This is a genomic window from Enterobacter sp. 940_PEND, from assembly GCF_001059415.1.
GTDB classification, from domain to species: domain Bacteria; phylum Pseudomonadota; class Gammaproteobacteria; order Enterobacterales; family Enterobacteriaceae; genus Enterobacter; species Enterobacter cloacae_M.
In genome coordinates this window covers 68,005-81,712 of record NZ_JUMS01000001.1, presented here as the reverse complement: position 1 = coordinate 81,712, position 13,708 = coordinate 68,005, and the positions used below count along the sequence as shown (strand labels likewise).

Genomic DNA, 13,708 nt, shown 5'->3' with positions numbered 1-13,708 from the left:
CAGGAAACGGCAGAACGCCTGCTGAAGACAGGACTAGTCAGCTACGAAAGTGACGTGTCCCGCCTGGTTAAAGTCGATCTGACTCAGGGGCAATTCGATGCTCTGGTGTCTTTCACTTACAACCTCGGTGCCCGGTCTTTGTCAACATCTACGCTCCTGCGAAAACTCAACGCCAGTGATTACGCTGGCGCAGCTGATGAGTTCCTGCGCTGGAATAAAGCTGGTGGTAAAGTCCTGAATGGCCTGGCCCGTCGGCGTGAGGCGGAGCGCGCTCTGTTCCTGTCATGATTAACGCGCTGGTTAAGCGTTACTGGATGCAATTGCTGGTAGTGGTCCTAATTGGCGTGTTGACGTTCTTCGTCAACCGATACCGAGACAATGCTATCACCTACAAAGACCAGCGCGATAAAGCCACCAAAGCTCTCAACCTGGCTAACTCCACTATTAAAGATATGCAGGTGCGCCAGCGAGATGTCGCTGCGCTGGATGCCAAATACACCGGAGAACTGGCTGATGCCAAAGCTACTATCGATCAGCTTGAGCGCGATGTTGCTTCTGGCAAGCGTCGGCTGCAGCTCAACGCAAACTGTCCCGCGAACGGAACGACCAGCACCGGCGGCCTGGGCGATGCTACCGGCCCCCGACTTACTGACTCCGCTGAACGGGATTATTTCAACCTCAGAGAGCAAATCGTCACAGTGACGAAGCAGGTCGACTATCTGCAGGACTACATCCGCACGCAGTGCCTGAAATGGTAAATACATCAATGCCTTAAGGATGTGCTAAAGAAAACCGCTTTTCTTCAGTTTTTTAGCCAATAAGTAATTAGTGATTGCTGCAAGAGAAATCCCAACAATCCACGGCACAGCTGAATCAAGCATTAGCGAGTTGTTCACGTTAATGCTGGCGGTGATGCAGGCAAAGGTATTTGTTAAAACAAACCACGCAAAAAGAATCTGCTTCATTTGGTTATCTCCATGTGTTTCATCCCAGCAATATCCACCTACAAGCCAGCAAAAGCAAGTTGGCGCATAACGAAGCGTGGCAGGCTAACTGCCGGAAGGTGAGCCCATGAGTTGGTGAGCATCTTCAAATAACAATGCAGCAGGCGTTCACTTCGCTCCAACCATAATGTTACATTAGGTTAATGCAAACCTGCTGGAGCTAACCATGGAAAGAGGTGTTGTTTTTACTTCATGTGAACTTTTAAGCATTGAAGGTGGTCGTGGATTTCAAACAGGGAGAGCAATATCTCCTGAAGAGCTAAATTATCTTACGCTGTACTGGGATAAGTTAGTTTCTCCAACAAATAATTTCATTCATCTTGGATTAATTAACGAAGATGAATTAATAAAGTGTGGCGTACTAACTCGATTAAGATTTGTTGAGCACGGATTCATGGACGGTACGAGAATGACAAACTTTCATGCTCGTACACATATAGATGCTCTGAATTTACTGAAAAAAAACGAAGCCGATGTCGATTGGCGCATGCATTTTTTTAATAATGAAGTTGCCATTCACAAAGATAAAGCAGATCGAAAAGAAGTGCTGAGATTTGAATTGGCAGATCTGTTACCAGTGCCACCCAAAGACATACCTTTGCATGAGATCTTAGAGTTCAAAGAGAGAAGGAAGGATGAGCTTCTCTCGCTTCACGGCTATTTAGATGAGCTTTATTTCGAGGTTTTAAAGTCAGGAGATTTTGATTTACAGAGAGCAAAAGCAATATCGGGATTGAAAACTTCATTAGATGCATTAAACAGACTAAATAATGAAGGCTGGAGAAGTCCGATAAAGTTTAATCTTTCAACGTCATTCGAGTTTGACTTGAGTCAGGTAGTGAGTGCTGGTTCTGCTGTCTACGCTGCGATGAATTCCTCACAACCATTTGAGGTTTTTTGTGCTGGAGCAGCAATAACCGTTTTAAGTGGATTTATTAAAGTTAGACCACAACTTCAAAATGTTATAAAAGATGGTGATGCAAATTTGGCATACCTAACGAATGCAGCAAGAGAGGGCGTTATAAAAAATAACGATAATGCATCTATTTGAGAGGTTTACGAGGCATTTATATTGCATAAAAAAGCCACATAAAATACTTGTGGCTTTTTTATGCACCTTGCGATTATTTTTCGAGTCAATCCATGCAAACTTTTTTTTGCATCGCCAGCGGACCCTCACTGACAGAGAGCGATAGCAAGCAGGTTACCGAAACTAATTTTCCAGTTATATCAGTTAACTCTAGCTGGATGGCAGTTCCTAGATGTCAGCACATTTACGCAGCAGACTGCTGCTGGTGGGAAGAATACGGCGCAGGGATAACATCAAAGGCTGCCCGGTGGTGTGGTGATGAGTTCACGGCCCGGAGTTTTGGCATTAACTGGCTACCCTCTGTAATCCCCGGTTCGTTTAATTCTGGTCAGCGAGCCTTTTGTGCAAACAATGGGTAGTGATTCTCATTTGAAAAGGTACTCCTGGTGATTCTGAACACCGAGGGGGCGCGGACACGCGGAAAACGGCTAGTTTTTTGCATTTTATGGGTTTCATCATCATCCGTTTAACCTCTTGATATTTCAGTCCTGAGCATTTGCAGGATGTCGAAATGACTATTTTTTGTTCACCATCATGGATAACGAACTGAAAAATTTCCGGCTAAATATCACTCAGCTGGCAGCCATTACCGATCTGCACCGTCAGACGGTCGCGGGCAAGCTGGCAAATGTGCAACCCGCACCCGGCAGCAACCCGAAACTTAAGCTGTACGCAATCACCGATATTTTGCGTGAGCTGCTGACAAGCACCACACCATCTGAGCTGGTGGACGTCGACAAAATGCTTCCCCCCGATCGCAAAGCCTGGTTTCAGTCGGAGCGTGAGCGGCTCAAGTTTCAGCAGGAAACAGGGGAGCTGATCCCGGCATCCGAAGTCACCAGGGAGTTTTCCTCCATGGCGAAAGCAATGGTTCAGGTGCTGGAAACATTACCCGATATTCTTGAGCGCGATTGTGCCATGACCCCAGCAGCGGTTGTCAGGGTGCAGCAGGTTATTGACGATCTGCGCGATCAGATAGCCCTCAAAGTTGAGCAGGCCGACTCACCGGAACAGGAGGATACGCCAGAAGAGGAGTAAGTCATGCGACAGGCCACGGCAGCGGAAGTCAGGCGTAACGCTTCCGCCATTCTCAAAGCTCCGCGCCGCATGCCTATGGCTGAGGCGGTTCAGAAATTTATGCGCGTACCTATGGGGGCCGGTAACTCGGTACCGTGGGACCCTGCCGTCGCCCCGTATGTGATTGAGCCGATGAACTGCCTCGCGATGCGTGAATACGATGCGGTGGTATTTGTGGGTCCGGCACGAACGGGGAAAACGATCGGCCTGGTGGATGGCTGGGTTGTATACAACATTGTCTGTGACCCGTCCGATATGCTCGTCGTTCAAATGACCGAAGAGAAAGCCCGCGAGCACTCAAAAAAGCGACTGGCCCGAACCTTCCGTGTCAGTCCTGAGGTAGCAAAACGCCTGAGTCCGTTGCGAAACGACAACAACGTGCATGATCGTACTTTTCTGGCGGGCAACTATCTCAAAATAGGCTGGCCTTCAATCAACATCATGTCCTCGTCAGATTTTAAATGTGTGGCGCTCACGGATTATGACCGCTTTCCTGAGGACATCGACGGCGAGGGCGATGGCTTTACCCTGGCTTCCAAACGTACCACGACGTTTATGTCCGCCGGGATGACCCTGGTGGAGTGTTCTCCGGGTCGGGATATTCGCGACAGTAAATGGCGTCGCAAATCTCCCCATGAAGCGCCACCAACGACTGGTGCACTTTCTCTGTACAACCGTGGTGATCGCCGTCGGTGGTACTGGCCGTGCCCGCACTGTGGTGAGTATTTCCAGCCCGCGATGGAGGCGATGACCGGCTATCGCGATGAACCGGATCCGGTAAAAGCCAGTGAGTCGGCACATCTGCTTTGCCCGCACTGCAGCAGCGTTATCACCGCAGATAAAAAGCGCGACCTTAACGGGGTGGGCATCTGGTTGCGTGAAGGTCAGAGTATTGACCGTGACGGCAATATTACCGGTGAGCCACGCCGTTCGCGCATTGCATCGTTCTGGATGGAAGGACCCGCAGCCGCGTATCAGACCTGGGCGCAGCTGGTGTACAAGCTGCTGACAGCTGAGCAGGAGTATGAGGCCACCGGCAGCGAAGAAACCCTCAAGGCGGTAATCAATACCGACTGGGGGCTACCGTATCTGCCGCGATCGGCCAGCGAACAGCGACGCGCCGATGCGCTGATGCTGCGTGCGGAGGATTACGGTAAACGCCTGGTTCCGCCCAAAGTGCGTTTCCTGCTGGCGGCCGTTGACGTCCAGGGCGGTAAAAAACGCCGTTTCGTCGTGCAGATTATCGGCTATGGCGAAAACGGTGAGCGCTGGCTGGTGGACCGCTACAACATCCGCCAGTCGCTGCGCAGCAATGAGCATGGTGAGGCGGAGCCGATCCATCCCGGCGCGTATCCGGAGGACTGGCAGCTGCTGGTTTCTGATGTGCTGGAAAAAACGTATGCACTTCAGTCCGACCCGACGCGCCGTATGCCGGTGCTGGCCATGGCCGTCGACAGCGGCGGTGAAGAGGGCGTAACCGACAACGCCTATAAATTCTGGAGACAGTGCCGCCGTGACGGCCTGGGTAAACGTGTTTACCTGGTCAAGGGTGACAGCACAAAGCGCCAGAAAATCATCACCAAAACCCACCCGAACAATCCCGAACGCAGCGACCGTCGTGCTGATGCGCGTGGCGAGGTGCCGGTATATCTGTTGCAGACCGACCTGCTTAAGGACCAGCTCAGCAACAACCTCGATCGCGAAACGCCAGGTGCGGGCTATATCCACTTCCCCGACTGGCTGGGGGAGTGGTTCTACGAGGAACTGACCTACGAAGAGCGCGGTGTGGACGGCAAATGGCGCAAGCCCGGCAAGGGCGCCAACGAAGCCTTTGACCTGTTCTGCTATGCCCACGCCGTGGCGGTCCTGCGCGGTTACGAAAAAATCCGGGACTGGGAAAAACCGCCGGCATGGGCGGAGCTGCAGGATCTGAACCCAAATATTTTTGAAGGGGAACGCCCCCGGGAGATAACCGTGAAAAAAACAAAACCCGTTCAAACGCCTGTTAAGGCTGAGCCTGAAAAGGACACAGCTCTCTCCGGCAGCTGGCTCGGGTCTTCCGGTAAGGGAGGGTGGTTGCTGTGACGAAAGACGATATCTGGAAAACGCTGCTGATGGTGCGCCAGGCCTACCAGGATTCACTGGACGGCAAGAGCATTTCGTTCACCGGTGTGAACGGTCGCGCCATTACCAACCACGACCCGAAAGCGCTGCGCGACGAGCTCGAATACTGGGAGCGTCGCTGGCGCGCAGTCAACAGCCGTGGTGGTTCGTACAAACTCGCTAACTTTCTGTAAGGCTTTCTATGGGCATTCTTGAAAAAACACTGGGTGCGCTGGCGCCGGGGTGGGCGGCGGCACGTGCGCGGGATCGCCTCCGGCTCAATGCTTATGAAGCGGCAAGCGCGTCCCGCCTGCACAAAGCAAAAAAGCAAAGCCAGTCAGCGGACACCTCTGTGTTTGCTGCAGGCCAGTCCCTGCGGGAGCAGGCCAGGTGGCTCGATGAAAACCACGATCTGGTCATCGGCCTGTTCGACAAAATGGAAGACCGGGTGATTGGTGCTCACGGCATCCATGTAGAACCGCAGCCCCTCGATCTGGAGGGCAATCTCCATTCCGATTTTGCCGGGCAGCTTTCGGCGCTCTGGGCGGAATGGTCTGTGCGTCCTGAGGTCACCGGCATGTTTACCCGCCCGGAGGCTGAACGTCTGCTGTTGCGTTCTGCGCTGCGCGACGGGGAAGTGTTCACGCAGCTGGTCAGGGGAACCGTACCCGGCCTGCAGCATGCCACGTCGGTACCGTTTTCTCTGGAAATGCTGGAGGCGGATTTTGTGCCGTTCAATCTCAACAGCACCGCTGGCCAGCAGGTTCGTCAGGGCATCATCGTGAACGAGTGGGGGCGTCCCGTTGGGTACCAGGTTTACAAATACCACCCGGCAAACATGACGCGGTTCAGCGCCGAACTTAAAACTGTCTCCGCTGACAATATGCTTCACCTGGCGCAGCGAAAGCGTCTGCATCAGCTGCGGGGTATCAGTCTGATCCACGGGGTGATCACCCGGCTTTCCGATATCAAAGATTATGAAGAGAGCGAGCGCGTGGCCGCTCGTATTGCCGCCGCGCTGGGCTTCTATATCAAGCGCGGCGATGCGCAGTCTCTTGGCGATGAGAGTGAGTTTTCAACGCCCGGTGGCCAGCGTCACTACGATATTGCGCCGGGTATGATTTACGACGAACTCCGCCCCGGCGAAGACCTGGGCATGGTGGAGTCAAACCGCCCGAACGTTCACCTCTATGAATTCCGGAACGGGCAGATGCGGGCCGTGGCCGCCGGTACGCGCGGCAGCTATTCCAGCATTGCCCGTGACTATAACGGCACCTACAGCTCCCAGCGTCAGGAGCTGGTGGAAAGCTTCGAAGGTTACAACGTCCTGCAGCAGTGGTTTGTCGGTCAGCACAGCCGCCCCGTTTACCGCGCATGGCTGTCGATGGCGTTACTGAGCGGTATCAAAGTCCCGTCGGATGTGGATCCGAATTCTCTCTATAACGCGCTTTATCTCGGGCCGGTGATGCCCTGGATTGATCCGGGTAAAGAGGCCAACGCGTGGAAAGCCATTGTGCGTGGCGGTGCCGGTACTGAAGCGGAATGGGCGCGGGCCAGGGGGAAAAATCCTCAGGAGGTTAAGCGCCAGCGACTGCGTGAAACTGAATTTAACCGTAAACACGGGCTGGTGTTTGATTCCGACGCCGCCAATGACAAAGGAGCGATGCCAGATGCAACGGCAAAACCAGACGATGCCCGGCGTGAGCCGGACGATGATGATTAACCCCCGCGCCAGCCTGGCGGGTGTCGATGCGGCAAACGGCCAGTGCTGGTATGAAATCCGCGCACTGGCCGCCGGACGCGTTGAAATCTTCCTCTATGACGTGATCGGCGGCTGGGGCATTACCGCCCAGCAGTTTGTCGCTGACTGTAAGGAGGCGGGGGTGTTTGACGCCAGCGCTGTCGATTTGCATATCCACAGTCCCGGCGGCGATGTGATGCAGGGCTTTGCGATCTACAACACCCTGTCCCGGCTGAAAGCGAAAGTGGATATCTGGGTGGACGGCGTGGCGGCCAGCATGGCCTCAATGATTGTCTGCCTGCCCGGCGCCACGGTGCACATGCCGGAAAACGCCTGGATTATGGTCCACAAACCGTGGGGAGGCATCGCCGGGGATTCGGACGACATGCGCGATTACGCCGCCTGGCTTGATCGTAACGAAGCCCTGATGCTCAGCGCTTATATGAATAAAACCGGTCTGGGGCAGGAGGAGCTGGAAGCGATGCTGAAAGCGGAGACCTGGCTTAACGGGGCCGAGGCGGTGGAGAAAGGTTTCGCCGACAAGCTTGAACCTGAACTGCAGGCCGCGGCCTGTGTGAATGAAAATAAACTGAAGGATTACCAGAACATGCCAGAACAGATTAAATCTCTTTTTGCGCCGCGCGCCGAAGCTCCGGTGAATCAGCCACAGCAACCTGCACCGGTACAGCAGCCCGCGCCGGTGCAGGCAAACCTTACCCCGCCCGCACCACAGCAGCCCGCGCCGCAGATGGCAAACATCGATGTTAACGCGCTGGCCCAGCAACTGCAGCAACAGATGCAGACGGCGAACGCGGAGCGCGTGAATTCCGTTTCCGCCGTGTTTGAGGCATTCCCGGCCTTTGCGACGTTGAAGGCGGAGTGCCTTGCCGACTTCACCTGCAACGCCGAAAAAGCCCGCGATAAACTGCTGCAGGCGCTGGCGGCGGGCACCACCCCGAGCGCCGGTCCGGGTGCCATTCATCTTTATGCCGGTAACGGCAATCTGGTCGGTGATTCCATTCGCGCTGCGGTAATGACCCGCGCGGGCTATGCGCAGGCCGAGAAGGATAACGCTTACAATGGTTACACCCTGCGCGAACTGGCGCGCGCCTCCCTGGTCGATCGCGGCATCGGTATCTCCGGCGCTGGCACGGCACAGGCGATGGTCGGACTGGCGTTCACCCACAGCAGCAGCGATTTTGGCAATATCCTGATGGATGTGGCGCACAAAGCGGCGCTGATGGGCTGGGATGAAGCCACCGAAACCTTTGAACAATGGACCCGTAAGGGCACGCTGACCGATTTCAAAACCGCACACCGTGTCGGTCTTGAATCACTGGCATCTCTTCGTAAGGTTCGTGCCGGGGCAGAATATAAATATATCACCATCAAGGATCGCGGTGAGCCGATTGCGCTGGCGACCTACGGCGAACTGTTCAGCATCGACCGACAGACCATCATCAACGATGACCTGGACATGCTGACCCGAATTCCGCAGGCGATGGGGCTTGCTGCGCGTGCCACCGTGGGCGATCTGGTCTGGGCTGTTTTAACCAGCAATCCAAAAATGTCGGACGGCAAGCCGCTGTTCCATGCCGATCACGGCAACCTGGTCTCAGCGGATCTCAGTATCGAAGGCCTGGATACGGCCCGTAAAGCGATGCTGCTGCAAAAATCCGGCGATCGTCGTCTGAACATTCGTCCGGCCTTTATGCTGACGCCAGTGGCGATTGAGTCACGGGCAAACCAGCTGATCAAATCTGCAAGCGTACCAGGTGCAGATGCCAACAGCGGTATTGTGAACCCGATCCAGAACTTTGTGACGGTAGCCTCTGAGGCTCGCCTGGATGACAGCAGCCCGACGGATTACTACCTGACTGCAGCACAGGGACGCGACACTATCGAAGTGGCATATCTGGACGGTATTGATACGCCATATCTGGAGCAGCAGCAGGGCTTCACCGTAGACGGTGCTGCATTCAAGGTCCGCATCGATGCAGGTGTGGCACCGCTTGACTGGCGCGGCATGGTTAAAGTCACCAAAAAATAACGACCGTCATCTGGCGGTTTTTTATTACGGAGCGGCGCGTGCTGCTCCTTTTTTGTCTGGAGAGAAAAATGGCGAAAAATTATCAGCAGGACGGCAATACCCATGATTTTCAGAATACCGGTGCGACCGATATTCTCTCAGGTGATGCCGTGCTTTCAGGAGCTCTGGTGGGTGTCGCTCACGATGACATCCCGGCAGGGTTGTGGGGTGTGCTGCATACGACGGGCGTTTTCGTTCTGCCAAAGGCGGCGGAAGCGGTCACTCTCGGCCAGAAGCTGTATCTGGCAGACGGAAAACTAACGGTTGAAGCTGGAGAAGCGGCGGCACCGAATCCTCTGGCCGGTACCGCCTGGGCAGCTGCAGCTGCAGATGTCGATACTGTTCCGGTGCGGCTGGGTTACTGATGAACCGCTTTCGTGCCCGACTGGCCCGTGCTGATGCCCGGATCTCCCGGGCATTTGCGGAAGCACTGCCGGCAGTCCTGTTTATCGGTACTGAGGTGCGTCCTGTCACCGTAATTTTCGAGACGCCCGATGCGCCGGTTGACGTTCCCGCCGGGGGACAAATTCAGGACCGCTCTCCGGCATTCAGCGCGCTGACAACAGATATCGCCGGGCTTGAGAAGCATCACGGCGTGGAGATCAACGGCACGGCTTATCGTGTGACGCACGTCGGTGCTGATGAGGAAGGGCGGACCCGCGTCACGCTGGCGTATGGCGCACCGGGTAAGGTGCAGCCTGACATCAATAAGTGGAGCTGATATGGCACGTGAGTCCAGACTGCGACGGGATTTGCCCGTCGATATCGATGTGGATGCCATCTGGCGGATAGCGGAGCATATCGGTGCCACCCATAAACAGTTTCGGGCGGCATACTCCCGCGCCCTGAAACGTACCGCCGCCACTTTACGTAAAAAAGCGATGGCAGACCTGAAAGACGGGCTGGCTCCCCGCAGCCTGGATCTGGTGCGCCGGCGTCTGCTTTCCTTTCGTCTCGATCGCGCTTCTCAGTCACAACTTGATAATTTTCGTCTCTGGTTCGGCCTGAATGCCATCAAGGTAAAGGATCTCAAAGGGCGAATTAACGGGCGGGTAAGACCTCATCATTCCCGGCGGGATAAGTCCACCGGGCGATTTATTAAGGCGCGACGTCAGGCGGAAAACGCCGGATTCACACCAAAAGGCAGTCTGCTTTCCCCAAGGACATTTGAAAACGGTGAGGTGGCACGCTCCCGTCGGGAAAACAGACGCACGGTGGTCATACGCGATCCTGACACCCGGCGGACCCGGGAGGCAGAAGTGGATATTTATGAGCCGATGCTCAACTACATCGAGGATAACGCCTTTGCGGAGGCGATGGAGATTTTTATGCATCACTTTGAAACCGATCTGCGCGGGCGCGTGAAAGCCCGTATTTCTGTCTGAGGTGGACCATGGCTGAGCCATTGCTGCTTGGGCAGTATCACGATGCCGTTACCGGCGCGCTGAAAAACATTGCGTGGGTGCGGGATGCCGATGCGTACCCGGAAAAAAATATCCCCCGCTTTACCGGACTGATCACCCCGGCAGTCTATTTCTCCATTAACGGCTGGGAGCAGGGCAGGGGCAACGAGGGGCAGCTCAACGTCAATCTGTCCTGCGATTTGTTCGTGGTGGTGGATGCAGCCGGAGCAGGTGTCAGTCGCCCGGAAATTTTCCTGCGCACGGCGGCAGCGGACATTACCCAGTGGATTGACGGCCAGCAGTTCGGCCTGACCAGTCTGGAGCCAGCCGTGTTTATCGATGCGGCACGCGATGAGTTTGATCCGCGCATGGATGATTACCTTGTCTGGCGCATTTCATTTAGCCAGGCAGCCGCCTTTGGTGCCGATCCGTTTGCACAGCTGAATGCCCCGCTGAAAGCTGCCTGGCTGGGCAAGGCACCGGATATCGGACGCGCACATGTGGACGATTACCAGCTGATATACGAGGCAAAACCTGATGAGTGAAATCGAGGGCGATTTACAGCGCCGCCTGGCAAATATTGTCCGCCGCGGGGTTATTCATTCCGTTAAGCATGACGGCATACCGAAGTGCCGGGTGGATCTGGGCGACATCGTGACCACCTGGCTGCCGCTTTGTCAGGGCTTTTCTGGTGCAAACCGGGCTGACTCCAATCCGTATGCGGTCGGAGATGCGGTCACGGTGCTGTCGGAGGCGGGGGAGCTTAATAATGGCCGGGTGTTTCCGGGCTGGAATACCGGTGGTCTGCCGGTGCCGGAGGGCAGCGACAGCGAGCATATCACCCGCTACGGTGATGGTACCGAGATCCGCTATGACCGTGCCGCGCATGCCCTGACCATCACCCTGGCGGAGGGAGGGTCCTACAAAATCATCGGGAAAGGCACGCTGGACGGTCCGGTGGAAATCACCGATACCCTGACCGTACAGGGGAAAACGCAGATAAACGCCGACACGAACGTGGCCGGAAATATCGGAGCAACACAGGAGATTTCGGACGGTACCGGGAAAATGAGCGGGATCCGTCAGACGTTCAATGACCATGATCACCGGGGAGACAGTGGCGGTACGACCGGGAAACCTAATCAAAAAATGTGACCTGCATCAGCAGGTTTTTTTATGCCTGGAGAAAATTAATGTCGAATTTACATGGTGTGGAAACGATCGAACTGACATCCGGTACGGTCGCGGTCATGACGATCCAGACGGCAATTATTGGCCTGGTGGGTACCGCGCCGGATGCCTCAGCGGGTATTCCAGCAAGCGGTTCCGTCGGAACACCCATCCTGGATAACGTTGTGGATTTTGCTGCGACGGTTAAAGGCAGGGCGGGCAATGTCGTGGTGGTTGACGCGGTAGCCGGCGTCCCTGATGCGGAAAATCCTGCTGAGGTGGCGACGACAGCTGTCTGGGATGCGACGGCTTTAAAGCTGACCATCACGCTGGGCTGTGATGAAGGTGGCAAGCTGACGGCAACGCCAGCAGAGGTGGTCACGGCCGTGGGTGCGGTGGCGGATGTGAAAGTAACCGCGAAGGGTACTGGCAGCGGTATTGTCACGCCGTTCAGCCTGCAGCTGTCCGGCGGCGAGGATGAGCCGTTCCCGCTGAATACGCCGGTGGCAATTGTCGGTACCACGATGCTCTCCCGCCTGGGTGAGAAGGGCTCGCTGAAGCCGGCGCTGACCGAAATTAACGATCAGCGCAATGCCCTGACGGTAGTGGTGCGTGTTGCTGAAGACGCTGACGCCGCGAAGCAGCGGGCTGCGGTGCTGGCAGGCATTGGCGCGCTGCCATCAGCGAAATCGGTCACAACGTACCAGCCCCGTATCGTCATCGCGCCGGGCTTCAGTGAAGATGATGCAGTTGGCAAGGCGCTGGAAACCGTTGCCGGCAAGCTACGGGCAGTGGCGTATGTTGACTGTGCGTCAGGTGCCACGCTGCAGGAAGTGGTCCAGCGGCGTCAGTCCTATGGCATGCGCACTGAGCTGCTGCGCCCGCGCGTTCAGATCAGCAATGCCGACGGCCAGCTGGTCTACCGCCCGTATTCAGCGTTTGCGGCGGGACTGCGCGCCCGTATCGACTTTGAGAAGGGCTGGTGGTGGAGCAAATCCAACCAGGATATTAACAACATCCTCGGCGTGGAGCAGGTCGACGAGTTCATTCTCGGCGATGAAAACTGCGATGCGAACCTGCTCAACATGCAGAACATCTCCACCATCATCCGCCGGGCCGGGTTTAAGCACTGGGGCAACCGTCTGTGTGGTACCAACCCGCAGTGGCGCTTCGAATCGGTTCGCCGTACCGCCGACGTCATCGAGGACAGCATTCAGGAGACGATGCTGGAGTACGTTGACCGTCCGCTGGACCGGGAAAACGCCGACGACATTATCGGCACCATCAATGCCTACATGCGCCAGCTGGTCGGGCTCGGAGCCATCTTCGGCGGTCGTGCCTGGCTGGATGAGGAGCTTAACACCGCTGAAAGCATGGCGGCGGGCGTGCTGTACATCAACTATGACTTTGGTCCGAAATCGCCGACTGAGCTTATCAGCCTGCGCGTCCGGGTGAATAACAACTATGCGCTTGAGGAGATGCTGGCAGCATGAGCGAAAAAAATACATTACGCGTCTGGACCTTCTTCCGGCAGGGGATCCGCATTCAGGGCGCGCATGAGTTCACACCGCCGACACTATCCATTGTCAAAACTGATTTGCGTACCGGTGCGCAGGATGCGCCGTCCCCCGTGGATGACGGCATGGAGGCACTGACCTGCCAGCTTAAATTCTACGGTGTGGACACGGACATGCTGACCGCCTTCGGTTTTGTCAGCGGCAGTCGCCCGCGCTTTACGGCCTATCAGGGCTATCTGGCGAACGGTACCGCGCTGGGCACCATCGAGGAGATCGAAGGCTTTGTGCAGACCGTCACGCCGGATGCGCGGGGCAAGGACAGCCTGTCCGAAAACGCTGTCACGGTAGACATTGCCGTGAGCTATTACCGCCAGACCAAGGATGGCCGCGAGCTCTTTGAAATTGATACGGAGCGCTTCTCGCGCCGGGTGAATGGCGTGGATGTGTTGTCCAGCCTGGCGGCGAAAGTCCGTCTCTGAGCCTGTCTTTATCCTGTAACGGCCTTCGGGCCGTT

The 13,708-nt window shown here is 55.8% G+C and carries 16 protein-coding genes; 15 read left to right on the top strand and 1 reads right to left on the bottom strand.

The genetic code is table 11. The annotated features are described in order from the left end of the window. Both ADJ24_RS00440 and ADJ24_RS25775 read left to right on the top strand, forming a co-directional pair. On the top strand, nucleotides 1–288 hold a 288-nt coding region (locus ADJ24_RS00440), incomplete at its 5' end, for a lysozyme (RefSeq protein ID WP_048701760.1). Further along, nucleotides 285–758, top strand: coding sequence for a lysis protein (locus ADJ24_RS25775; protein ID WP_048701755.1), 474 nt, complete (start codon nucleotides 285–287; stop codon nucleotides 756–758). The genes ADJ24_RS00440 and ADJ24_RS25775, both read left to right, overlap by 4 nt. A 24-nt stretch (nucleotides 759–782) precedes the next feature. Here the strand turns inward: ADJ24_RS25775 and ADJ24_RS00430 are convergent, their stop codons facing one another. After that, nucleotides 783–965 (bottom strand): hypothetical protein, encoded by a 183-nt coding sequence (locus tag ADJ24_RS00430; protein ID WP_048701753.1) that lies wholly within the window; start codon nucleotides 963–965, stop codon nucleotides 783–785. Nucleotides 966–1,170: 205 nt separating this feature from the next. Here ADJ24_RS00430 and ADJ24_RS00425 point away from each other — a divergent pair, with 205 nt between their 5' ends. From ADJ24_RS00425 to ADJ24_RS00365, 13 genes are all read left to right on the top strand, one after another. Then, the gene (locus ADJ24_RS00425; RefSeq protein ID WP_048701751.1) at nucleotides 1,171–2,055 is read left to right on the top strand and encodes a DUF6236 family protein; all 885 of its coding nucleotides are present in this window, start codon (nucleotides 1,171–1,173) and stop codon (nucleotides 2,053–2,055) included. Between the two features lie 573 nt (nucleotides 2,056–2,628). Then, entirely contained in the window at nucleotides 2,629–3,132 is a 504-nt protein-coding gene (locus tag ADJ24_RS00420; RefSeq protein ID WP_048701749.1) for a DUF1441 family protein, read from the top strand. Between the two features lie 3 nt (nucleotides 3,133–3,135). After that, on the top strand, nucleotides 3,136–5,256 hold the full coding sequence (locus tag ADJ24_RS00415) for a phage terminase large subunit family protein (protein WP_048701746.1): 2,121 nt from the start codon (nucleotides 3,136–3,138) through the stop codon (nucleotides 5,254–5,256). Beyond that, nucleotides 5,253–5,468: a hypothetical protein gene (locus tag ADJ24_RS00410; protein ID WP_023311211.1), complete on the top strand. Its 216-nt coding sequence runs from the start codon at nucleotides 5,253–5,255 to the stop codon at nucleotides 5,466–5,468. Before ADJ24_RS00415 ends, ADJ24_RS00410 begins: the two co-directional genes overlap by 4 nt. Nucleotides 5,469–5,476: 8 nt before the next feature. Further along, nucleotides 5,477–6,997 (top strand): phage portal protein, encoded by a 1,521-nt coding sequence (locus ADJ24_RS00405; protein ID WP_048701742.1) that lies wholly within the window; start codon nucleotides 5,477–5,479, stop codon nucleotides 6,995–6,997. Next, the gene (locus ADJ24_RS00400) at nucleotides 6,966–9,065 is read left to right on the top strand and encodes a ClpP-like prohead protease/major capsid protein fusion protein (RefSeq protein ID WP_407026768.1); all 2,100 of its coding nucleotides are present in this window, start codon (nucleotides 6,966–6,968) and stop codon (nucleotides 9,063–9,065) included. The genes ADJ24_RS00405 and ADJ24_RS00400 overlap by 32 nt, the downstream gene beginning before the upstream one ends. Before the next feature lie 68 nt (nucleotides 9,066–9,133). Then, nucleotides 9,134–9,469, top strand: coding sequence for a DUF2190 family protein (locus ADJ24_RS00395; RefSeq protein ID WP_048701736.1), 336 nt, complete (start codon nucleotides 9,134–9,136; stop codon nucleotides 9,467–9,469). After that, entirely contained in the window at nucleotides 9,469–9,825 is a 357-nt protein-coding gene (locus ADJ24_RS00390; protein WP_048701733.1) for a head-tail joining protein, read from the top strand. The genes ADJ24_RS00395 and ADJ24_RS00390 overlap by 1 nt, the downstream gene beginning before the upstream one ends. 1 nt (nucleotide 9,826) lies before the next feature. Continuing rightward, a complete protein-coding gene (locus ADJ24_RS00385) occupies nucleotides 9,827–10,489 on the top strand; it encodes a hypothetical protein (RefSeq protein ID WP_048701731.1) in 663 nt (220 codons plus the stop codon). Between the two features lie 8 nt (nucleotides 10,490–10,497). Next, on the top strand, nucleotides 10,498–11,052 hold the full coding sequence (locus ADJ24_RS00380) for a hypothetical protein (protein WP_048701728.1): 555 nt from the start codon (nucleotides 10,498–10,500) through the stop codon (nucleotides 11,050–11,052). Further along, nucleotides 11,045–11,662 (top strand): phage baseplate assembly protein V, encoded by a 618-nt coding sequence (locus ADJ24_RS00375; RefSeq protein ID WP_048701725.1) that lies wholly within the window; start codon nucleotides 11,045–11,047, stop codon nucleotides 11,660–11,662. The genes ADJ24_RS00380 and ADJ24_RS00375 overlap by 8 nt, the downstream gene beginning before the upstream one ends. 38 nt (nucleotides 11,663–11,700) lie before the next feature. Beyond that, entirely contained in the window at nucleotides 11,701–13,170 is a 1,470-nt protein-coding gene (locus ADJ24_RS00370; protein WP_048701722.1) for a phage tail sheath family protein, read from the top strand. Next, nucleotides 13,167–13,673 (top strand): phage major tail tube protein, encoded by a 507-nt coding sequence (locus ADJ24_RS00365; RefSeq protein ID WP_048701719.1) that lies wholly within the window; start codon nucleotides 13,167–13,169, stop codon nucleotides 13,671–13,673. Before ADJ24_RS00370 ends, ADJ24_RS00365 begins: the two co-directional genes overlap by 4 nt. Nucleotides 13,674–13,708: the final 35 nt, after the last annotated feature.

Bases quoted from the DNA above. Each gene is read 5' to 3' on its own strand.
- ADJ24_RS25775 (WP_048701755.1), top strand. From the start codon at position 285: ATGATTAACGCGCTGGTTAAGCGTTACTGGATGCAATTGCTGGTAGTG.
- ADJ24_RS00430 (WP_048701753.1), bottom strand. From the start codon at position 965: ATGAAGCAGATTCTTTTTGCGTGGTTTGTTTTAACAAATACCTTTGCC.
- ADJ24_RS00425 (WP_048701751.1), top strand. From the start codon at position 1,171: ATGGAAAGAGGTGTTGTTTTTACTTCATGTGAACTTTTAAGCATTGAA.
- ADJ24_RS00420 (WP_048701749.1), top strand. From the start codon at position 2,629: ATGGATAACGAACTGAAAAATTTCCGGCTAAATATCACTCAGCTGGCA.
- ADJ24_RS00415 (WP_048701746.1), top strand. From the start codon at position 3,136: ATGCGACAGGCCACGGCAGCGGAAGTCAGGCGTAACGCTTCCGCCATT.
- ADJ24_RS00405 (WP_048701742.1), top strand. From the start codon at position 5,477: ATGGGCATTCTTGAAAAAACACTGGGTGCGCTGGCGCCGGGGTGGGCG.
- ADJ24_RS00400 (WP_407026768.1), top strand. From the start codon at position 6,966: ATGCCCGGCGTGAGCCGGACGATGATGATTAACCCCCGCGCCAGCCTG.
- ADJ24_RS00395 (WP_048701736.1), top strand. From the start codon at position 9,134: ATGGCGAAAAATTATCAGCAGGACGGCAATACCCATGATTTTCAGAAT.
- ADJ24_RS00390 (WP_048701733.1), top strand. From the start codon at position 9,469: ATGAACCGCTTTCGTGCCCGACTGGCCCGTGCTGATGCCCGGATCTCC.
- ADJ24_RS00385 (WP_048701731.1), top strand. From the start codon at position 9,827: ATGGCACGTGAGTCCAGACTGCGACGGGATTTGCCCGTCGATATCGAT.
- ADJ24_RS00380 (WP_048701728.1), top strand. From the start codon at position 10,498: ATGGCTGAGCCATTGCTGCTTGGGCAGTATCACGATGCCGTTACCGGC.
- ADJ24_RS00375 (WP_048701725.1), top strand. From the start codon at position 11,045: ATGAGTGAAATCGAGGGCGATTTACAGCGCCGCCTGGCAAATATTGTC.
- ADJ24_RS00370 (WP_048701722.1), top strand. From the start codon at position 11,701: ATGTCGAATTTACATGGTGTGGAAACGATCGAACTGACATCCGGTACG.
- ADJ24_RS00365 (WP_048701719.1), top strand. From the start codon at position 13,167: ATGAGCGAAAAAAATACATTACGCGTCTGGACCTTCTTCCGGCAGGGG.